This is a genomic window from Vibrio sp. 704 (assembly GCF_033339295.1).
On sequence record NZ_JAWOUH010000025.1, the window covers coordinates 1 to 21,033 of the forward strand.

Annotated in this window: 23 protein-coding genes; 16 read left to right on the plus strand and 7 right to left on the minus strand. The window is 42.0% G+C overall.

Translation table 11 applies throughout. From position 1 onward, the window contains the following. Positions 1-268 precede the first annotated feature (268 nt). Positions 269-475 (plus strand): hypothetical protein, encoded by a 207-nt coding sequence (locus R7R24_RS21760; protein WP_005377069.1) that lies wholly within the window; start codon positions 269-271, stop codon positions 473-475. A 200-nt stretch (positions 476-675) separates the two neighbouring features. Here the strand turns inward: R7R24_RS21760 and R7R24_RS21765 are convergent, their stop codons facing one another. After that, positions 676-1,155, minus strand: coding sequence for a hypothetical protein (locus R7R24_RS21765; protein ID WP_224721374.1), 480 nt, complete (start codon positions 1,153-1,155; stop codon positions 676-678). A 267-nt stretch (positions 1,156-1,422) separates the two neighbouring features. Here R7R24_RS21765 and R7R24_RS21770 point away from each other — a divergent pair, with 267 nt between their 5' ends. The 15 genes from R7R24_RS21770 to R7R24_RS21840 all read left to right on the plus strand — a co-directional run bounded on the left by R7R24_RS21770 (position 1,423) and on the right by R7R24_RS21840 (position 12,403). Next, positions 1,423-1,944: a GNAT family N-acetyltransferase gene (locus tag R7R24_RS21770; RefSeq protein ID WP_054579580.1), complete on the plus strand. Its 522-nt coding sequence runs from the start codon at positions 1,423-1,425 to the stop codon at positions 1,942-1,944. A gap of 103 nt (positions 1,945-2,047) precedes the next feature. Further along, positions 2,048-2,449 carry a DUF2007 domain-containing protein gene (locus tag R7R24_RS21775; RefSeq protein WP_054579579.1) on the plus strand — a complete coding sequence of 134 codons (402 nt, stop codon included), beginning with the start codon at positions 2,048-2,050 and terminating at the stop codon, positions 2,447-2,449. Positions 2,450-2,592: 143 nt separating this feature from the next. Then, positions 2,593-3,201: a pyridoxamine 5'-phosphate oxidase family protein gene (locus R7R24_RS21780; RefSeq protein ID WP_054579578.1), complete on the plus strand. Its 609-nt coding sequence runs from the start codon at positions 2,593-2,595 to the stop codon at positions 3,199-3,201. A 141-nt stretch (positions 3,202-3,342) separates the two neighbouring features. After that, the gene (locus R7R24_RS21785; RefSeq protein ID WP_054579577.1) at positions 3,343-3,756 is read left to right on the plus strand and encodes an RDD family protein; all 414 of its coding nucleotides are present in this window, start codon (positions 3,343-3,345) and stop codon (positions 3,754-3,756) included. A gap of 143 nt (positions 3,757-3,899) precedes the next feature. Further along, positions 3,900-4,460, plus strand: coding sequence for a sugar O-acetyltransferase (locus R7R24_RS21790; RefSeq protein ID WP_005377080.1), 561 nt, complete (start codon positions 3,900-3,902; stop codon positions 4,458-4,460). 256 nt (positions 4,461-4,716) lie between these two features. Continuing rightward, on the plus strand, positions 4,717-5,262 hold the full coding sequence (locus R7R24_RS21795) for a GNAT family N-acetyltransferase (RefSeq protein WP_054579576.1): 546 nt from the start codon (positions 4,717-4,719) through the stop codon (positions 5,260-5,262). A 142-nt stretch (positions 5,263-5,404) separates the two neighbouring features. Further along, complete coding sequence (locus tag R7R24_RS21800) at positions 5,405-6,046, plus strand: alanine--tRNA ligase-related protein (protein WP_213883905.1); 642 nt, start codon at positions 5,405-5,407, stop codon at positions 6,044-6,046. A gap of 142 nt (positions 6,047-6,188) precedes the next feature. Continuing rightward, positions 6,189-6,476 (plus strand): putative quinol monooxygenase, encoded by a 288-nt coding sequence (locus tag R7R24_RS21805; RefSeq protein ID WP_042523844.1) that lies wholly within the window; start codon positions 6,189-6,191, stop codon positions 6,474-6,476. A 143-nt stretch (positions 6,477-6,619) separates the two neighbouring features. Then, on the plus strand, positions 6,620-6,916 hold the full coding sequence (locus tag R7R24_RS21810; RefSeq protein ID WP_025768092.1) for an antibiotic biosynthesis monooxygenase family protein: 297 nt from the start codon (positions 6,620-6,622) through the stop codon (positions 6,914-6,916). A 92-nt stretch (positions 6,917-7,008) separates the two neighbouring features. Further along, positions 7,009-7,614 (plus strand): hypothetical protein, encoded by a 606-nt coding sequence (locus R7R24_RS21815; protein WP_053350312.1) that lies wholly within the window; start codon positions 7,009-7,011, stop codon positions 7,612-7,614. Between the two features lie 97 nt (positions 7,615-7,711). Beyond that, complete coding sequence (locus R7R24_RS21820; protein WP_318119618.1) at positions 7,712-8,065, plus strand: DUF1428 domain-containing protein; 354 nt, start codon at positions 7,712-7,714, stop codon at positions 8,063-8,065. Between the two features lie 129 nt (positions 8,066-8,194). Beyond that, entirely contained in the window at positions 8,195-8,821 is a 627-nt protein-coding gene (locus tag R7R24_RS21825; protein ID WP_054579574.1) for a LysE family translocator, read from the plus strand. A 327-nt stretch (positions 8,822-9,148) separates the two neighbouring features. Continuing rightward, positions 9,149-9,775, plus strand: a complete 627-nt coding sequence (locus R7R24_RS21830) for a LysE family translocator (RefSeq protein ID WP_006741500.1) — start codon at positions 9,149-9,151, stop codon at positions 9,773-9,775. Between the two features lie 169 nt (positions 9,776-9,944). Then, positions 9,945-10,409: a DUF2846 domain-containing protein gene (locus R7R24_RS21835; protein ID WP_005377099.1), complete on the plus strand. Its 465-nt coding sequence runs from the start codon at positions 9,945-9,947 to the stop codon at positions 10,407-10,409. 287 nt (positions 10,410-10,696) lie between these two features. Next, positions 10,697-12,403: an autotransporter assembly complex protein TamA gene (locus tag R7R24_RS21840; protein WP_054579573.1), complete on the plus strand. Its 1,707-nt coding sequence runs from the start codon at positions 10,697-10,699 to the stop codon at positions 12,401-12,403. A 58-nt stretch (positions 12,404-12,461) separates the two neighbouring features. Here the strand turns inward: R7R24_RS21840 and R7R24_RS21845 are convergent, their stop codons facing one another. The 6 genes from R7R24_RS21845 to R7R24_RS21870 form a co-directional block, all read right to left on the minus strand. Continuing rightward, complete coding sequence (locus R7R24_RS21845; protein ID WP_054579572.1) at positions 12,462-13,913, minus strand: phospholipase D family protein; 1,452 nt, start codon at positions 13,911-13,913, stop codon at positions 12,462-12,464. 101 nt (positions 13,914-14,014) lie between these two features. Next, positions 14,015-16,054 (minus strand): carboxylesterase family protein, encoded by a 2,040-nt coding sequence (locus R7R24_RS21850; RefSeq protein WP_206947087.1) that lies wholly within the window; start codon positions 16,052-16,054, stop codon positions 14,015-14,017. Between the two features lie 209 nt (positions 16,055-16,263). Then, positions 16,264-17,919 (minus strand): hypothetical protein, encoded by a 1,656-nt coding sequence (locus tag R7R24_RS21855; RefSeq protein WP_017821369.1) that lies wholly within the window; start codon positions 17,917-17,919, stop codon positions 16,264-16,266. A gap of 302 nt (positions 17,920-18,221) precedes the next feature. Then, a complete protein-coding gene (locus tag R7R24_RS21860; protein WP_191116351.1) occupies positions 18,222-19,577 on the minus strand; it encodes an FUSC family protein in 1,356 nt (451 codons plus the stop codon). 13 nt (positions 19,578-19,590) lie between these two features. Beyond that, positions 19,591-20,454, minus strand: coding sequence for an HlyD family secretion protein (locus R7R24_RS21865; RefSeq protein WP_005377105.1), 864 nt, complete (start codon positions 20,452-20,454; stop codon positions 19,591-19,593). Positions 20,455-20,464: 10 nt separating this feature from the next. After that, a complete protein-coding gene (locus R7R24_RS21870) occupies positions 20,465-20,677 on the minus strand; it encodes a DUF1656 domain-containing protein (protein ID WP_005377106.1) in 213 nt (70 codons plus the stop codon). Positions 20,678-21,033: the final 356 nt, after the last annotated feature.

The following is a 21,033-nucleotide window of genomic DNA, read 5'->3' on the forward strand; positions in this document are numbered from 1 at the left end:
AGAGTGATTCGCAACGCTTGGCAGTTTCGCTTCGCTCAAGTATAGCCAAGCGCCGCTCACACCTTAATGCGGCGTTATGTGCTTTGGGAGAAAATGGAAATGGATATTCCCGACAGATTCAAAAATGTAAGATACGTTTCATCCCGCATTCCGGGTTACAAAGATGATTCAGACTTAACGCTTGGAGCTAACTGTCAGGTCTTTGCTTATAACCTGCTCAGAGACTTCGGTCTAAATCCACCTAACTACCGTTCTAGTGAATGGTGGGATGAGTGAGGTGGTCACTGAGTTTAAGCCGCTAGATATCATGATGTACAACGACTCTACTGACTCATACGGAGCACACGTTGGGGTGTATGTCGGTAATGGACTCGTCTACCCCCTTTCTTTATCCAATGGCGTACCCATGTTTGAGCGCCATTTAGACTTACTTCAACAAAGTAAGTATCAGTTTTTATTGGCGCTAAGCGTATAAAACAGTTTGGTGCATAACGTAAGTACGCACATAACAAACTGTTCAAGAGGGATTCGCAACGCGTGTCATTTTCACCATGCGTTGATTTTAGTGATTAAGGCGGCTTGCGGCGGCTTTTGTATTGCGTTGCTCACCCCTTAGCTGGGCGTTAGCCTTATTACGGGGAATTGGAGCCCTCAGCAGAGGACTCCCGATATAAATCACTGTTTAAAAACGTGGTCTAAAACTGCAATATGATACGCATTTACTTGTCCCCAACGTTCATCAGGAACTTTATTGATCTTACCTCCAATTTTTTGGGTGTAAGCTCTAGCTTCCAAACCTTTAGCTTTTGCTAAGGTCAGAATGATTGGGATATTTTTAGAGTTACAATAAGCGATAACTGTGTAGTAATCCTTATCTCCAAATTTATGCTCTAATGCAGCATTTGCCGCTTTAAATGCATCGTCGGCTTTTTGATTGGCTTTTGTAACTTCGGCATTTGTTCTAGAAATGTGAGCTTGTGTATTTAACTGAGCCTTTTCTAAGTTGTTAATTCGTTGGTCATGTTGAACTAGCAAATTAGCTTGGTTTAATAGTTGCTCCGCCGATGATAGTACTCTCTGTGCTTCGAAATATGCATCTACCAATTGTTCTTGGACTTGCCATGAAAAATCATCGGTAAATGCTTTTACCAACATTGAGTACCCACGTTGTGTAATTAAAATAATTCCAGATGGCGGAATAGGGTGTGGGTAAGAAGCTGCAAATGCTTGGTCCGTAGGCATTGCTATGAAGTAGTGTTTGTTCTTAAGCAACTTCGATTGGTTTGCAGTAAAAATGTTGTAAGTAGTGTTTTGAGAAACTCTATGTTATTTGTCAATGTCCCACAAGGTTAGGACACGCTCGGAGTTAAACTCAACGACAGGGATCGTAACCAAAAGGTCATTAATACTCAAAGGTCAAATATGGATATTTACCCAGAAATCGAATTATCTAAAGCGCAGCATAATGCAATTGAAGCTCTTAGAAACAAGTCGTTTCCTGAACACCAAGTTACTCGCTCTTACTATAAGCAACTCCCGCATATGAGAGTTCTGAATTACGAAGGTGATCAGTTAGTTGGTTACATGGGATTAGACTACAGAGTTGTTCGCGTTGGTGATGAAATTTATAAAGTATTAGGTGTGAGTGACTTTTGTGTCGAGAGCAAAGTTCAAAGACAAGGTATTGGCACAACAATGTTGTCTCAACTCAGCGAGTATGCGTCCACTAAAGATGTCGACTTCATCATTTTAGTCTCCGATTTGGAGCGTTTTTATGTGGCTAATGGTTATATGCGCCTTAACTCTCTAAGTTCTTGGTTGCGAGTTCACGAACATAAAAATTACGGTGTCGCTGTAGAGCAACTAGATGATTTATATGTTAAACCTATCAGCGGTAAAACTTGGGCTGTTGGTCATATAGATTGGTTAGGGTATATGTATTAGTCTGTAGTGGGCTAATAAATTGTTCAAAAAGAAATACTACACGTGGCATTTCCAATTAGCGTTGCTTATGCCTTACGAGCGCGTTTTCCCACAGGAGTAATATGTGATTGTAGTAGCAAGGTTTTCTTTTCCTCATGAAGCTCATATTGCGAGAGCAAGCCTAGATAGTGTCGGAATAGAAAGTTACATCGCTGACGAGCACACGGTAAATACTCAGTGGCTTTATTCAAATGCAATTGGCGGCGTCCGTCTGATGGTGGACGAAAGTGATGCAGAAGATGCGAAACAAATACTTAGTAGCGATTTCTCAGAATCATTGGGAAATGAAGTTGACGTTGATGAAGAAAAAGACGTTTGCCCTAAATGTGGTAGTAAAGATCTATTTGCATTTACAAAAGGTAAACGCCCAGCTTTCTTAGTTTTTATTTTACTGGGTTTTCCACTGTTTTTTTACAAGCATGGCTATAAGTGTAAGCAGTGTGGAGAGTTTAGTGAAAAACTTTAAATCTTTAGATAACAAGGCATTAAAGAGAACATTTGTACTCGTAGTATTTTTACGATGAGTTATGTCTAGTGCCTATACAAGAAGTCAGAGTTACTGCTTGCTTACAAGCAAAGCATTATACGATAGTGAAGGAATAACATTGAATGAGTGAAGTTAAAACAATAGAGCAGTTAAAAGAAATTTACGCAGAGCCAAGTGCGAGAGCTAAAAATAAAGCGCTGCCTGTGCTGGATGTTCATGCGATTACATTAATTAATAATTGCCATTTTGCAGTTCTAAGTACCGTTGATTCACAAGGGTATATCGATCTTTCTCCTAAAGGAGGAGAGCCTGGCTTCGTAAAAGTTTTAGATGAATCAACATTATTGCTCCCTGATAGCTCGGGGAACAATCGTATAGATAGTCTAAAAAATATCATTAGTAACCCCAAGGTAGGGTTGTTATTGATGGTAAATGGTATTGATGAAGTGCTCCGTATTAAAGGAATCGCAAGTATTCACACCGACTCCAACTTGATATCTGCTTGCCCCGATGGAAGTAAAGATCCTAAGGTTGTTATCAAAATAGTCATAGAGAGTATGTACTTTCATTGTGCGAAAGCGGTGATGAGAGGGAAACTTTGGTCTGATGACTATAAAGTAAATCGCTCAATTCTCCCTTCATTAGCTCAAATCTTTAAAGATCAACAAAAGTTAGAAAGTAAAGCGCTTAATCAAGAAGAGATGTTGAAATATTACCAATCTAGCCTTTAGAACGAGCGTGGTAATATATTGAAAAGATAGAAAAATCAGGTTCGACCGTACTATGCGGAAGTATGGATTAGGTTTAGTGGGGATGTTACTGTCTCAATAGCGTTAGTTCACAAATAAACAATTGTTAGTCCAAATTTTAAAATGAAAAATGCAGGAAAATTTACTCTAGAAAATTACGTTTTGGCTAGTCCGGGAGTTAGGTGTGTTGGACAAATGATTGATCTTTTTGTCAGTTTTAGCATTTTTACTCTCGTTTTATGGGGCGGCTTAGAAATCGGTATTGAAAAAGAGCTTGTGCGCGCTATAGCAGTAACTGCGACTGTATCGTATTACCTTTTTTCTGATTGTTTACCAAATGGTCAAAGTGTGGGTAAAAAACTTTTGGGCATTGCAGTTATCAGTGCAAGAACGGGTAAAAAGTGCAATATTTTTCAGTCGCTCTTTCGAAATGTTATTACTCCATTCTTAGGTTTTATTGACTCAATTTTCATTCTTGGTAAAAAGAGGCAACGGCTCGGTGATAAGTTGGTGAGAACGGTGGTGGTAGTGCACTAGTTTGTTGAAAAAATTGATAGCGCTGAGGACTTGCGTTCAAGTCGGGCTTTGTTTTCGTGGTGGAACAGCCTCGCTTAGGAGGTAGCGTTACTCACATACTTAATGTAGCGTTGTAAGAAAATTGGTATTGGAGTCCAAGTTTTATGTCAGAAAAAGAGAAAATGTTAGCAGGTGAGCTTTATGACCCAAGTGATGAAGAGTTATTAAAGTTAAGGTTGAGCGCTAGGTTACTAACTGAAAAATTGAATGCCACGTCTGTTGAGCATAAACAAAAGCGAGTTCAAATAACTAAGCGCTTGTTCGGCACAACAGGGGACGATATTCATGTTGAATCTTCTTTCAATTGCGACTACGGATCCAACATTCACGTTGGAGATAATTTTTACGCTAATTTTGGTTGTGTGATTTTGGATGTTGCGGAAGTTAAGTTTGGTGATAACTGTTTACTTGGGCCTCAAGTTGGCATTTATACTGCGACTCATCCCTTAGATCCTATCGAGAGGAACAGTGGTTTAGAGCTAGCAAAGCCCATAAACATTGGTGACAATTGTTGGATAGGTGGCCATGCCGTAATCAACCCTGGCGTAACACTTGGGAACAACGTGGTGGTAGCCTCTGGCGCAGTCGTTACAAAGAGTTTTAGAGACAATGTCGTTGTTGGTGGCAACCCAGCCAGAGTACTGAAGGAAATCGTCACTAAGTGATAATAAAGTATATGGACTATTTTGAGCCTGAGTTTAGGACTTGTGATCAACTCACCCCAAGCTTTGATGCGTTCAACGGTTACTTGTTGACGCACTTGAATGTCTAAAATTTGCTTCAATATAGAGTCGTTACACGTGGCGCTTTTGTCGTGCGTTGAGCTTGTTTAAAAGTCTCATACGAAATCATTTGTATTACGTGTCTCACACTTTTATTGGATTTTCGTCACCAATAACAAACCAAAAGGCTGACCCCAAAATGTTAGTAACAAAGATTGAAACGGAACGATTAATTCTAAGAGAGCTAGTTGAAGATGATGCAAGCGAATTGTTTGACATCTTCTCAGACCATGAGGTCATGAAATATTGGAACTCTGGCCCTTGGGTTTCAATTGAAGAAGCGCGGACATTTATAGCCAAGAGTACACAGGCCATGAATAGCAATACAGAAGTGACACTAGGCATCTTCCTAAAGAGCAATGGCCAACTTCTGGGTAAGATAATGCTGTTTAATCACGTGAAAGAGTCTAGGCGCGCAGAAATTGGCTTTGGCGTTAGTCGTCATTTCTGGGGTAAAGGCATGGTATTAGAGGCGGGAACTGCATTAATCGAACACGCATTCAAAACACTGAATCTACGTCGAATCGAGGCTGAGATAGATCCAGACAATACTTCTTCAGGTAAAGTCTTGGAACGGTTAGGTTTTATAAAGGAAGGTTTCCTAAGGCAGCGTTGGGAAGTGAATGGAGTAGTCTCAGATTCCGCAATTTACGGGTTGTTAGCTAAACCCCTAGACAGCGTTTAGTATCCGGCCTTAAACGCATCTAATAGGTCTAGCCTGCTCGTGCTCTATACACAGCCTTACATTTGACGGTGAGGTTTCTTGAATTGACTTGGTGGTCACTGAATGTACTATCAAGGATAGGACTTACTGCAAGGATAGCAGCATGAGCGAGAAATTATTTTGGGTTAATCCCTACCAAACAGAACTTAACTCAAGAGTGACCAATGTAGACGGAAATAAGGTTGAATTGGACCAGACTATCTTCTTTGCAGAGTCTGGAGGCCAAGAGAGTGATAAAGGAACGATTAATGGTATTCCGGTTTTGATTGCTCAAAAGCTAGGTGTTCGACTTATTTACACATTGGAATCCTCTCCAAATTTTACTCTTGGTGACATTGTAACTACGAATATTGATTGGAAGCGTAGATACGCCTTAATGAAGCTACACTTTGCGGCTGAAGTGGTGCTTGAGATGTTTTATCAGCGTCGGGAAGGCATTGTTAAGATAGGTGCGCATATTTCTGAAAATAAGAGTCGCATAGATTTTGAGTGGTCTGAAAGTATTGGCCCGCTATTGAAAGAAATTGAAACTGATGTGCAAGCTTTGATTAACTCTGATTCAGTTATTATTAGTGACTTTTCCAATCAAGAGAGTGAAAGAAGGTATTGGAGAGTGGATGGGTTTGCGCAAGTGCCTTGCGGTGGCACTCACTTAAAGCGCACATCAGAAGTCGGCCAAATTCAATTAAAACGCAAGAACATCGGTAAAGACAAAGAAAGGGTAGAGATAACCTTATGCTCGTAGGTCGATAGGGCATTAGAAATAGATTCCTAACACGTGGCATTTAATTCATGGTGAGATTCACATTTGAGATATGATGGTTGAGATTGAGGGCGTGTTGGCTACTTCTTAACAAAACGCTACACGATAGGGGCGGGAGGATGATATGTCGAAAGTTACATTGAAAGGCTTTATTTTAGTTCCGGAAAAGGATCTAGAATTAGTAAAACATGAGTTAATAATTCACAAAAGGCTCACGTTAGAAGAGCCGGGCTGCCTTACTTTTCTTGTGACTCAAAGCTCGACTAATCCTTTTCGTTTTGATGTCTATGAGGAGTTCGTCGACAAAGCCTCTTTTAAGCAACATCAGGAAAGAGTTCAAGCCTCACATTGGGGAAAAGTAACAGCCAATGTTAAACGTCAATACGAAATCTTTGAATGTGTGCATGACTAATCGAATCGGAGTGATTTAGAGCGTTTACGCTTTGTTTTTTAGGTTGCTCTACGCTCTGCTATGTTGCTTTATTCATCTATTAACCTGGCTTAGTGTTCTTGATACTTTGCCGTATTAAATCTAGAAATTTTAATGGAAGTGTTATGTTTAGAGTTGTGTATGAATGGCGTGTGCCAAGTGAAAAAATGGATGAGTTTCAAAATATATGGCGTTCGACGACAGATTCAATTCATCAGTCAGTAGATGGGGCGCTTGGTAGTTTTATGCTTCGTTCTTACGATGTACCGGAAAAGGTTTTAACTATTGCCAAGTGGCGAACACGTGAAGACTGGGAGCGGTTTTGGGGAACTAGTAACCCAGAAAAAATGAAGAAGATGAGTGAAATTGCAGAGCGTATTTCAGTTGAACCATTCGATGAAATTGAAGATAGAACTAAGTAGGGCTAGAAGCAAACAACAGAAACGTTAAAGTGATGCCTAATGCACAGTTTGGCGGATAATATGAAAGACAACCTTAACGAAGGAACGGGGTTATGCAGATTTTAATTGTTGGAGGTAGTAAGGGGCTAGGAAGGTTCTTGGCTACGAACTTACAGGGTACAGAAATTTATACGATTTCTAGATCAAAGCTAGTTGAGGATGGAGTAGTTTCTGTTTGTATTGACGTTGATCCCGATAAAAAACCAGATTACACGTGCTTCAAAGGTGTAGAGTTTGACATCATAGTTTATTTGGCGTCCATGTGGGGAGAGTCTTCAGAATTGACAACAAACGAACTGATTGAGTTTATGAATGTTGGCCCGATTGGGTTTCTTAATCTAGTCAATGAACTTAACGCTTTAGGTTCACTTAACGATAAATGCAATATTGTATCTATTGGATCTACAGCCGAGCTTTCAGAAAGTAGTGAATACCCTGCATTCACCCTCAGTAAAAGATTACTCAAAGATATTTCTAGCCAGCTGCAAAACGTTTATCGTGATTACCGCTTTACTCACTTTACAATAGGTGGGATCGGGCATGCTGAAGAGGAACGTATTGAGTATTCGAGTGTTTTGGAGATTATAAATATGCTAACCAAGCTTGATCCAAACACATACCTTTCAAATATGCATATAAAGTCCAAGCTAGGAATGTAGCTCTCAAGCTGTATTACGTACCTGCTTCTATGGTTTGGCATCATGTGCATTCTTTTTATTGAGCTATGGTTATAACTCCAATGAAAGGAGTTTACTTATGTCATACATTGATGGGTTTGTCGCTGCAGTGCCGACAGCGAATAAAGAAAAGTATATCGCACACGCAAAAATAGCAGCAGAAATGTTCAGGGAGTTTGGGGCCTTAAAGGTTGTTGAGACGTGGGGGAGTGAAGTACCAGATGGTGAGATCACACCATTTCCCATGGCAGTTAACGCTGAAAGCAACGAAACCGTTGTGTTTTCGTGGGTAGTCTGGCCTTCAAAAGAAGTTCGAGACTCAGGGTGGCTGCGGATCATGGGTGATCCTCGAATGAGTCCAGACAATAACCCAATGCCCTTTGATGGAAAGCGTCTCATTTATGGCGGATTTGATGTTATTTTGGAGCAGTAAAATACCAAATAATCTCAACTCGATTCGTGACACTTGGTGTTTTAATCAGTATTACGCTTCTGATGTACGTTCAATAGAGTATTCCGCGATAAGTATTGATAAAACTCCATTTGGAGGCTTAGAGTAAAAATGGAAGAGATAAATTATTCACTGATTGTCGTATCAGCTATCGCTGCCATCGCTAGCCCCGGACCTGCGACTCTTGCGATAGCAGGCACGTCAATGAACCACGGTCGACGCTTTGGTGGGTATTTGGCTGCAGGTGTTTTAACGGGGTCTTTATTTTGGTCAACCTCAGCCGCTTTTGGTCTCGCAACCATACTCTATAGCAATGTTTGGCTTTTTGAAATTCTTAGATATTGTGGGGCATTTTATCTTTTATATTTGGCTTTAAAGTCCGTACATTCTGCCTGCAACATCGAGCAGCTAAAGTTACCCAAAATATACGTAACGACAAAGAAGGGTAACTACTTAACCGGAGTGTTAATTCACTTAACTAACCCAAAGGCTATTCTGTTTTTCGGTGCGCTTTATTCGATAGGGGTTCCTCCTACGGCCAGTCCGTTGGAATTGTTGTCGGTCATTTTTGTTGTGGGGCTGGTTAGTGCTTTGGTTTTCTTTGGCTATGCTTTTCTTTTCGCGCATAAAAAGGTCAGACAAACCTATCTCAGATCCAAAGCAGTTTTTGAAGGCGTGTTCGCGTTATTTTTTGGTGTAGCAAGTATTAAGTTGCTGCTTAGTGAGGCAGGAAAATGAAGCACAAAAGGCTTGAAGAAATAAGAATAGATAATCTATCTGATTTGACGGTCTATTAAGTATACTAAGTAGCCGATATGTTAACTTCCATAAGAGCTTCTGGCTGGAAAAAGCTTATAACCAAACGATGCTAAATATTATCATTCAAAGGGCTAACAAAGGCCCATAATTTAATTCGTATCACTGTTCATGATTGTGCTCTTCGTGCAGTGCTGTAGTATTAGTAACGTGTTGTTAATACTAAATATAACCAATTGAAACCTGGACGTTGCATTACTTGTAGTTCGATGAAATGTTATCCCGCAAGACGTTAATTTGGAGAAAAGAATGGATTCAAACTCACTATTATTATTTGTTGTCGCTTGTCTCGCTATCAACATGATTCCTGGACCTGATGTAATTTATATTGTTTCCAATACAATGAAAGGTAAATTATCTGCTGGGCTGAAAGCGGCTCTGGGGCTTGGTGTTGGTTACTTTTTTCATACACTTGCGGCATGTTTAGGTTTGTCAGCAATAATTCTGAGTTCATCTTTGGCTTTTAGCGTTGTTAAATGGTTAGGGGCCGCTTACCTAGTTTATTTAGGTGTTCAGTCATTACTGTCCATGTGGCGTGGAGAAAATAAAATCGTTGAAAACAAAAATGTTGATAATAATAAAAATGTGTTTGTTCAGGGGGTTATCGTCAGCGTCTTGAATCCAAAAGTAGCGCTATTCTTTCTCTCGTTTCTGCCTCAATTTATTGATACGTCTGCAAGCTCAACATCAATGCAATTATTAGTACTTGGCTTGCTGTTCAGCGTACTTGCGACGACATGTAACGTTTTGTACGCCTCTGTGGGTAATTGGGTATTTAGTCGTCCACACTCTCAGCGTTATTCAAGAACTCTTGAAGGTGTTTCAGGTATTCTACTTATCAGTCTAGCGAGTAAAGTGGCATTTAGTGATCGTTAGATACAGGGCATTTTATTCTCGTGATTATTATATGGCTAATGTTTGCTCAATCCATACGTTAAATGAGTGCTATTGCATAGGTTGAATCACAAATTTCAAAAATACCAATAAGTGAACGTATTTATTTATAGTATGGTTGGCGCGATTTTATCGTAGCTAGGTTAATAACATGAAAAATAAAGTAATTCTGTGTTCCGCATTCCTTTTGGGTTTGTCAGGTTGTGCTTCTGTTCCTACTGTTGATTCGACAGTATCAAATCAAATGAAATCATTTGAAGCACCTCAAAAGGGGAACGCAGGGATTTACATTTACCGAGAAGATGCTTTTGTCGGAGCAGCACTTAAAAAGTATGTTTACGTCGATGGGGAATGTATTGGTGAAACCGCTCCTGGTGTATTCTTCTACCATGAGGTCGAAGGCAATAAAGAACATCAAGTAAGTACAGAGTCTGAGTTTTCTGAAAATCACTTAACTATCTTAACGGAAGAGGGCCGTAATTATTTCGTTAATCAATACATTAAAATGGGTGTATTTGTTGGTGGTGCGGGCGTAGAACTCGTAGACGAAAGCAAAGGTAAAGCAGAAGTACTAAAAGTCGACATGGCAGAAAAAGGAAACTGTTCTTCGATCTAGTTTTACTAACAGACGCTTTTTAGATTAAAAAACACATTATCAATGTAACCCAACGCTTGATGAGATCCATTTAGCGTTGGGTTTTGTATTTTTGGCAAACAGTATACCTATTTCAGACCGCATGATTTGCCACCTCCTAGCTTGAGCCCACTTATTGTTCAAAGAATCTACTTGTGAAACGTTAATTCTCGAGAGGATTTCGTAGGGAGCAATCCTACATACGCGATTAACTGATATGTCATTCCATCATTAACCTTGTCGAGTGTATTGCTAAACTAGGTAGCGGTGTGTCTCCTCTCATTAAACAAATAATAGGTATATCAGTTTTAGCTTCTATCCCTTTACATCATGTACTCGGAGCGCAATTTAAAATCAAAGGACTAACGCCAAGATTAGAGAAAAATCTTGAAAATCACCTTACACCACTAACGAAACTCTCTGTTTCAAACATTACCTCAAATCGACTAACGCAGGTGGTTAATAACGCATTAAACCCTTATGGCTACTATCATTCCGAGCTCAGAGTTCAGAGATCCGAGAATGATCTCATCACGCTTGAGGTCGACGCTGGGGAGGTGATGTTGGTGGCAAAATCTAACCTTGCCGTGTCGGGGGAGGCCTGTAACGATCAGGATTTCATCGAACTAATTAATCAAGCTCAACTTAAACAAGGGCAGCCGTTGCTTCATTCTGAGTACGATACGCTAAAGCGAAACTTGATTTCATTGGCTCAGCAAAAAGGTTACTTGGATGGACGTTTTATCGAATCGTCGTTGGAAGTCATTCCAAGTTTGAATCAAGCTCATGTGAATCTGCATTTCTCTAGTGGTTTTCGTTACCAATTTGGAGAGCTGTCTGTCCTTACGTCGGGTATCGAAACGGCTCGAATAGAAGCGATGAGAACATTTGAGTGGGGCGACGATTTTGACACTGTGAAATTGAGTCAATATCAGGCCGATCTCTCCAGTACTGATTGGTTTCGCAGTGTGATTGTGAAAGCGGATTTCGAGGAGGTATCCGATGGCTATAAAGTGCCGATAGAAGTGCTCGCAGAGCCGAATTCACGCAATATTGTGCAAGTCGGTAGTGGGTATTCGACAGACTTGGGATTACGCGCTTCGCTAAACTGGACCAAGCCTTGGTATAACGCAAGTGGGCACAGTTTTGAGGCACAAGCGTACGCTTCCAAACCGGAACAATCGCTATTACTAGGTTACAAAATTCCCACACAAAATGTTCTAACGGATTACTACGGGATTCAGTTTGAATCTAAGCATGTCGACTATCGAGATACATCGAGTTTTTCTAATGATTTATCGTTTGAAAAGCACTGGCAGTTAGACAGTGATTGGCAAAGCACCATGCACGTTCGTTATTTGCAAGAAAGTTATCAACAAGCGTCGGAGAATAACGAATCACAGTTGTTATTACCGGGGGTGACATTTGCACTGCTTGATCGTAAGAACGATCAATTAGAAGTAAAGCACCGTCACGTCTACTCATTGGAATACTCAGACCCCAATTTTTTCTCCGATTCTCGTTTGCTGCGCATTGAAGGCAACAGTGTGTTGTCTTGGGATATTAGTGCAAAACACAAGTTTCACTTTCGTTCCAATGTCGGTATTAATGTCGCTGACATTTTGAGCGATATCCCATCATCATTACGTTTCTTTGCGGGAGGTGATGGCAATCTTCGGGGTTATGGTTATGAATCCATCTCTCCGAGAGACGAAAATGGTGATTTAACAGGTGCTCGTTACATGTTTACTGCTGGGCTGGAATATCAATATCAGGTCTACCGCCAACTGTGGCTTGGGGCATTCTATGATGTCGGTGATGCCTTCAACGATAAGGTGGATTGGAAAAGTGGTACAGGGTTGAGTTTGATATGGAATTCAAAATACGTGCCCGTCAAAGTGGATTTTGCTTACGGTTTAGATGCTCCGCAAGGAGACCAATTCCGCGTTCACTTTTCGCTAGGCACGCAGTTTTAGCGGGCATTAAAAAGGCTCTCATCCTTGCAGATAGAGAGCCTTTTTAAGCCTTGATTGTTTAGAGTTCGAACTCACCATTCAGTTTCTTGAATATCCAGTTAGGCGCGTTATGCCATCCACCATAGTTTGGATTCTTAGTATGGGTTTCATTCATTGATTGCCACTGAGTGTGGCCTTGTCCATCTCGAGATACTCGCCAAAACAGTTCATCTTGTTGTCGAGTTAAGTAGTGCATGACATGTTCTGCAAAGGCTCTGCTTTGGACCAACACACCAAATTCCACATTGAGGAAATCCGATCTTGGGTCGAAGTTTGATGAGCCGATATAAGTCAGCCGATCATCGAGTATCACCGTCTTGTTGTGATAATAAGTATCCGCATGGAAGTAATGGTCATCATTTTTCGCTTGGTTTTTGTACTCAAGTATATGAACGCCCTTATCCAACAGGGTTTGGCGATGTTCCTCGTAATAAGCCGGAATAAAGCCAGAATCATTAGAAGCAGACGAGTTCGTCATTAACGTGATGTCCGCTGTTTGCTCCATCAAGGTATCAATAAAGGCAAATTCACCATCACTTGGTACCACATAAGGCGTTGATATCACTGCTTTGGATGCAGAGGTTATTTGTTGCCAAACTTGGTGTTCTGCACGTTTTCTAAAGTAGGGTTTGTTGTTTTCTAACTTGTTTAATGAGTCGAAAACGGGGGTGACTTGCGCAGCGATGAAGTCGGGACTGGTCAGGTGTTTAACCTGTTTTTCAACTTCAGCCAGAATGATGCTTTTGTCTTTCTCACCTTTATTAAGCGCTTTAGTAAACGCGGAATAGTTTGGGGTAACGTTAACGATGTTTTCTATTGGCGTGACATGCTCGCTGTCCCAAAGTTGTTGGTAGTTCTGGTCGAACGCTCGAATAATGCTGCCTTTGAACAAGACATCCATATCAAAGAAGTTGGCTTTACGGCTGTAACCAAAATAGTTGTCGCCAATGTTACGTCCACCTAGAATCATCCATTGATGGTCGACGTTGAAGTACTTCTCGTGCAGACGATTGTCCAAACGTTGTTGATGAGTAGAGAAGTTGACGGCGCGACCAATCCAACCTGACTTACGTGAATCAAACGGATTGAATAAACGGATTTGAATGTTGTCGTGAGCGCTGAGATCAGCCAGCCATTTCTCGTTAAAAACCAATAAATCATCGAGAGTGAGTCGAACTTGCACGCCTCGATCTGCTGCTTGCTTGAGTTCATTGAGTAGTATCAAACCAAGCGTGTCACTCTCCCAAGAAAAGTAAGTCATATCGATGCTTTGTTGAGCATTTCTAACCAGCTCAACGCGACGAGCAAAGGCTTCCGGAGCGGTAGGAATTAAGTAAACTTCGGATTGATGCTGAGTAGTTTGCCAATTGGCTTCAAAATCCGGTTCAACTTGAGGGTAGGGTTGGGCACAGCCAACCAATAGTGCGCCAAAGATAAAGAGTAGCAGAGCACGAAGGGTGTTAGGAAACATGAGTAAACCTTCCTAATTGTGTTCAAGGAATAAGGATGAAAAAAGCCAGCGAACTGGCTTTTAGGTATTTGGTAACGAGCTTTTAGTGACTGAAGATAACGTTACATGTGACTCAGAATCAGCCCAAGTTCCTCGAGACCGTTGAGGCGACCTTGGCGCAGTTTTGGATCGATGCCTGAGTGATGAGCATTGTCCCAGTCTTGCGTGGATTGAATACCGCCATCGTTATCGATCAGCAATACTCGATCAGTCGCTCTGTTGTATTGGAAGTCCTCAAATAAACGTTCGCTAAACCACATACGAGAGAGCTCGTTCATCATCGCTTTGTCTTTGCTACCTGGGCGAACACTTGAACCATCAAGCTTTAATGCCTTGTTAAACACAAATGGTAATTCCGATGCATTACAAGCGCCCACAATACAACTGATGCTTTTGAGTAAATCACCAACGTCGAGATCGCCATTTTCACCTTTGGTGTTGTAAGTCCATACGTTGAATCCAGGTTTGTAGTCAAAGTAGTAGAAGCTTGGCGTTGCTCCTGTTGCTTCTTCAGTTGAAACTTTATGACGGTTTGGACCCGTGAAGAGCAAGTCATGTAACGTGGTTTTGAATTGCTGCATGTTTTTGGCCGCGCCATTCAGTTCGCTTTCATCGTTAGGGAAGAAGTCAGCCAGAGCAAGTAACTCCGTGGTTGAATCGGAGTTCCCCAAACCGAAGAACAACTTGGTCATCGCCTCATAAGCGGTGCTAGGCAGCAGTTCCAATAAGTCAGAAAGATCGAGTTCAATTGAAGCTGAATCGCTGAGTAATGAACGATATTCGGTGCGTAAACGGTTTAAGTTCGTTTCCGATTCTAGCCACTCAACCATGTATTCGACGATTAAGGTTTCGTCACCACTTTCAATGATTTCTGGTGCTTCTTGGCTCAAGATTTCAATGATAGTTGGGATCAAAAATGTCAGGCTCGGCAGCATGCCCAGAGTATTGATTTCTGCGCTGTTAGAGCCAATTACCGTTGGTACGATCCATTCACTCTCAATGGCTTGCTCAGTAAAGTGATAGCCTGGTACTTCTTTCACTAGAAACGCTGGTGGGCGATGCTCGATGTAAGGCGCAAATGGCATCAATGTAGCTAATGGGCTGTTGTCGCGTGTTGGGCTTATAACCGGAATATTCACGGCGGTCAGTACCCAGTTCTTAAGACGTTGAATAGGATCAAGCATCTCGCTTTGTACCTTCATGATCTCTTCAAGTGGTAGTAACGCAAGATCTTCAACGCTTTTCTCTGGTCTTTGGCTCTTGGCAACATCGTAACTTTTATATTCAAAGCCGTAAGGGTTGCTTTGCATGATGGCACGTTGAAAGTGCTCACCTGCGATTGCAGCATCGCCTTTTGATTGCTGTAAAATTCCCACCGACATGGCACCCGCACCTTGACCCATGAGTGTCACGTTTTGCGGATTGCCGCCGAATGCCTCTATGTTTTGTTGAACCCATTCAAGCGCGTGTTTTTGATCGCCTAGACCAAAGTTACCGCCTTCAGGGTTGTCCAAACCATCGATCCAAACACTGCCTAGCAAGCCCAAACGATAGTTAAAAGTAACTGCAATAAACGGGTTACCATCGGCAGCACCTTGTGCAACCACCATATCACCATGAATCAGCGGTTCTGAGCCCGCGCCGTATTCAAAGTCTCCACCGTGAATAAAGACATAAACTGGCAAATCTGCGTACGCTTCTGTCCCGGCAGGTCGCCAAATGTTTAGGTTCAAACAATTTTCTGATTGCGTTTGTGTCGTGGTTTTTAATTGCGGACACGCATCACCGAACTGAGTCGCATCAATATCGCCTTCAAGTGGGACCGCAATGCTGTGCTGAAAGCGGTCTGCTTGCGCAAACTGGATACCTTTGAACGCCTCTACCGCTGCCAGTTTTTCATCCGCATCAAGAGGCGTGATGACAAGGGACTCTTTGGTCGCTTGAATGGTCGCATCACCAATTTCCAAAGCGATTTGCTCTGGCGGTAACGGTTGTAGTGGCTTCGGGCCGTTAGGAACGCTAGGTTTACCAGAGTCATCACTGCAAGCTGCTAAGGCAAGAGTGATGGTAATGGCTAAAGTTGAGCGATTGAGTAAAGTCATTGTTATGTCCAAAAGTCATTTGGTGCGTACACCGAAAATGTTAAACGGCATCTAACAAGCGACGTCCTGACGCTTTGGCATTAATCCGTGAATGGTTGGATGGCTTGTTGTATTGATGGCTCAAATGGTAGGACATCGGCGACAGTTTCAGTAATCGCCTTTGTAGGATGCAGTCCTACCATAGTCTAGGGGCGGGCTCTTTATGAGAGCTAGAAACGGTAACCAAGATTTAAGGTTACTGACTCTCGAGTTTCCCCTTTGTTATAGAGAAAGGTCAGGTTGTAGTTTTTGCCGATTTGCTTATTGAAACCAGTCAAAAACGCCCATTGATTAAGATCTACACCAATGTCGTAATCGAATTCGATATCACCACTTTTTACATGCCCGTCCATTCGAGCGTCCAGTCCTTGATATTCTGCTCCGACAAAGAACTGCGTGCGATAATCGACAAGTTGATAACCCAACATCGGCTGTACAGTAACAATACCATCGCCCCAATCATCTAAGCCCTTTAAGCGAGTTTGCGAATAGGTACCAGTGACAGAAGCAAAGAATTCTTTATAGCCAACCGAAAGGGTTGTACCTATACCACGAAGGTCATATTCCAAATGCAGCGGCACGTCTAGGCGTCCGCGACTACAAAGTGCAGATAAACCATCGCAAAACTTATCACCTAATCCTGGCAGTTTATCGTTCAGCTTATCTTTTATGTACTGGCCACCTTCACCCGTGTAGGCGGCATCAACATTGGCATCGACATTAACTTTTCCGATGTAACCAAATACATTCCAAAATGGCAGGATGTTTACATCGCCACGAAGCGTCATGCTCTCAGCACTCACGATGCCGACACTGTCTTCTGGATCAAACAATTCATTAAGGCCGATGCCTTCAATCGTGAAATCATTAAATGGAATATTCATATCTTGATTTCGATACGCTAGCGATACACCAAACGGCAGAGGCAAATCGATACCTTGACGACGAACCATATCACCCATTAAAGGAAAAACGCGGTCTAGCTTAACACTGGCTTCTTGCATGCGTGGATCAGAGACCTCATTCAAGCGTTTTTCGTCTAGTACTTGCACGCCAAGCTTATCTTCATAAATCGCTACCGGTTTTACGCTGCTCATCATTTCGAGGGGTTTATTTTTCTTTGAACCAACTATCTTGGTGTTTTTACTGGCAATCGCAATTTTGCCTGATGTTAACTTCTGGAAGAGGATCTCTTGATCGTAAGAATCCACTTGGTAGTTGTGATGTGTGAACGGTTTATCGTTGGTAATGACCATACGTTTCGGTTCACCATTAACCAACTCAATATCAACGCTTAAAAAGCGAAAGTAGGCGATATCTTGAGGAAGACCGTATTTTGAGTAATTAAAACTGATGATCACATTACCATTCTGATCCTCTTTGGCTCTTACTGATGACGGATCAAAACTCTCCGCGTAGTTTCGAAGGCGGTATTCTGTTCGTGTGAAAGCTTCGATCTCATCAAGTACTTTTTCATTTTCATCGAGTTGTTCAGGGTTGTACTTGATACGCAGATCAATGTTGCCTTTGTTATCGGTGTTCTTGACCAAGTAGACGGACGAATCGCGAACGCTATCACCGATTTTAACACTTCGGTGAGCATGCTCGACCAAATGCTCGCCTTGAACTAGAGAGCTGATGGCCAGTTTTGGTAAATCATGACTGATACCGTATTTGTCGAACAGTGCTCGGCCTTGCTCGATTACTTCGTTGTAGGTCGTCGTCTCTTCAGCGGCGAAGCCAAAAGTGGGGGTAGTAAGCATTAGTGCGCTCGCGAGCACAGTAAGAGAAGACGTCTTGCCGGCTCGTAATTCAAAAAAACTCATGACAGTTTCCACTCTGAATAGTCTCAAACCTTCGAGACTCAGACAGTTAATGTGTCACTGAACTTCTTGTTCAGTTAAATAGATGTGTTTGCTGTGATTGACGTTGTGAATGCAGAGTTTTCGATTGCATTTCGTGAATCAATGAGAGGATTTTATGAGGTGAAGAGAAATACCGTTAATCGCTTTTGATGGATACTATCCTCGCTTTATGGGTTACGGAGGAATAATGGCTAGCTCACAAACAAACAGCCCCGCAGAGCAGAAGCAATGCAGGGCTTTAGTTTCAAGAACGGAGGTGACGCTTAGACCGTAACGCGAACACGAAACAGATCAGTAAACAACTTGGCAATCATCAAAATAATCATAATGTTTACCAGCATCAGCAAGGGCGTTTCAATTCGATACGCTGGGGTTAAATTGAGCGCTCCTGATGTCAAGACAACCAATAAGTTAATACCTAGAATTCTGTGTACCATCAGCTTTGGTGTGGAAAATACCTTCCAAATCACGATGATGTTGATGAAGTAGAATAGCCCAAGCTGCCAAAGCTCGGTCATCATTGGCATTAGGAAAATGTATTGCAATAGAATCACCGTGCCAGTGCCTATCACACCAAAAAATGCATCTTTAATAATGCTTGGTGGCATAGTAGGAACGATTGAAGAGAACACGCCTGCTAGCATCGGAAAAATGAAACCTCCGGGCGCAGGAAGATAAATCCAGATCAACAGCGACGTCACGAACATGGAGACACCTTGCAGTACCTTTCTGCCGTCTTCATTCAAATGCTGGATGAAGGTCCGATGCTCGTGATGCCAAACCGTGTTTTTCTCTCTTTGCATAACATAAGCAACGTGACCAATGAGCGACGTACTTGGATTTTTAATATCAAAGCTTTGAAGTTGCTGCGTTAGCGTTGGCCAATCGATCTCACGACTTTGCGATTTATCTGCTTGTTCTAGCAATCGGTCTTGGATTTGTGCCATCTCATTTAAACGCGCACGCCATAGCTGACGATGTTCTTTCAAGTGGTAGCTGCCAGTAAGTGGTAAGCCGACCAGTTGGAATAACTTTTCTATGTTGGCGGTGTTGGTCTCAAGAGCTTCAATATCTATATCATTGGGCGATTTCATAGCGTTAAGCATCGCCTCTCTGCTGGCCTCAAAACGTTGAATGAAGTTTTGTTCTGTACTGACTGGCCAGACTAATCGGTACACAACAGAAAACGTGATCACACCAAGAATCGTCTCTTGCATGCGAAGAACAGCGAAGTGGAACGTTGCTTGACTATCAAATCCTCCCATACATGCGATGATGGAGCACACAGCAAAACCGATAGAGAACACATAACCATACTTTTCGTCGCTCGACATAAAAATGCACGCACCTAAAAACAAGGTGAAGAAGGTGAGAAACAAAAAGCGATCTTGAGAAAACGTCGTGATGAGGAAAAAGGCATAACCGATGCCAAGGAGGGTTCCTAATAAGCGATTATGACCTTTGTTTATTGAGTGAGCGAAGCTTTCATTTAATGCCATTACCGCGACTGCGATCGCTGCCCAATACGGTTTCTCCCATTGAAACCATAAGGCAAGGCAGATCGCGATAACGATAGACAGCGCAGCTTTGATTGCTTCTTTGGTTGAGGCATTAAACATACATTCCACCGCATTATTGTTTGATGATTTTGATAGAGGCCGTCATACCAACACGTAGTTGAAAATCTTTCGGTAAGTGATCTAATTTAACTTTAATTGGAATGCGTTGAGCTAAGCGTATCCACTGAAAGTTAGGGTTCACATTGGGCAAAAGATCGTTACCAGTACTACCATCTTGCTTCGCAATGCCGTAGCCAATGCTTTTGATTTTTCCTTCCAGCACAGCTTCATTGTGCATCATTAAGGTCACGTAGGCTTTATCTTGTGGATCAACGCCAACTAAATCCGTTTCTTTGAAATATCCTTCGATCCAAAAGCTGTCTTCATCAATCAAAGCCACGACTGGGGAGTTAGCGACGACTTGAGAGCCGACGCGTAAGTTCAAATTAGTTATATAACCATTCGTTGGCGCATAAACTTTTGTGTAATCAAGGTTTAGCTTGGCTTCTTCAACATTGGCTTTCGCGAGTTCTACGTTGGCAACGGCTGTCTCCACTGCATTGTCTAGGTTATTCAATGTCAGTACAGGTACGGCGCCAGGTGTGCGCTTTTCTAACTTAAGTGCTCGCTGCTCTTCATTTTTGGCCTTCGCTAGTAATGCAATGGCTTGCTTTTGAGCTGCTAGCGCTTTGTGGTACGCCGCTTTATAGATGCTTGGGTCAATCTCAAACAGCAAATCGCCTTGTTTCACTTGCGAATTGTCTTCAACGTAGACTTGGATGATTTGTCCTGTTACGCGGGGGGTTATAGAAACGATGTGCGCGCTAACTTGGCCATCTCTAGTCCAAGGGTTGTCAGAGTATGATTGGTAGTAGCTGAAAATCACGGTGCCAGCGGAACACAGTAGTAGCAGTGTGATGAGATAACGTTTTATCACGGAATTTGCCTCAAAATATCGTAATGAATCGACCAATAACGCCAGTAAAAATCACAATTAGGCTTAGCTCTGCGAGTGCAGGAAATGCAACGTATTTGTGGAGTCCCAGTTTTGTAGCAACGGTTCCGACCAAAATGGTGAGCATGTAAGCCAATGCAATAACCAGCAACAAGGGTGGGAAGTAAACTTCGCCCCACACAAGTTCATGTGGCATTGAGTTCATGGTGTTTTTCTCTATTAACTTGATGAATGGAAAGATAAGGCAAATGATGGCATCCGTGATAATCGCTTTTGGAGGATCTAATCCATCAAACGAAAGGTGTTATGCGCTATATAGAGGGAATGATGCAACCAAACCGCTTTTTGAAGCGCGAAAACAAAAATAAAATTATTTTGCGATTTATCTGGTGTTCATTGCAGAACGCTAAGTTATTAAATTTTCGACAATTATTGATCGATTTTTGCTTTTGAATATGCGAAGTGATGGTTTCATCCTTCAAATGGGATTACGAGTTGTGAGGTTTTGTTCCTAATATTCGCTTCGAAGCAAACGAGATGCTTTTTAAATTAAATAATCCA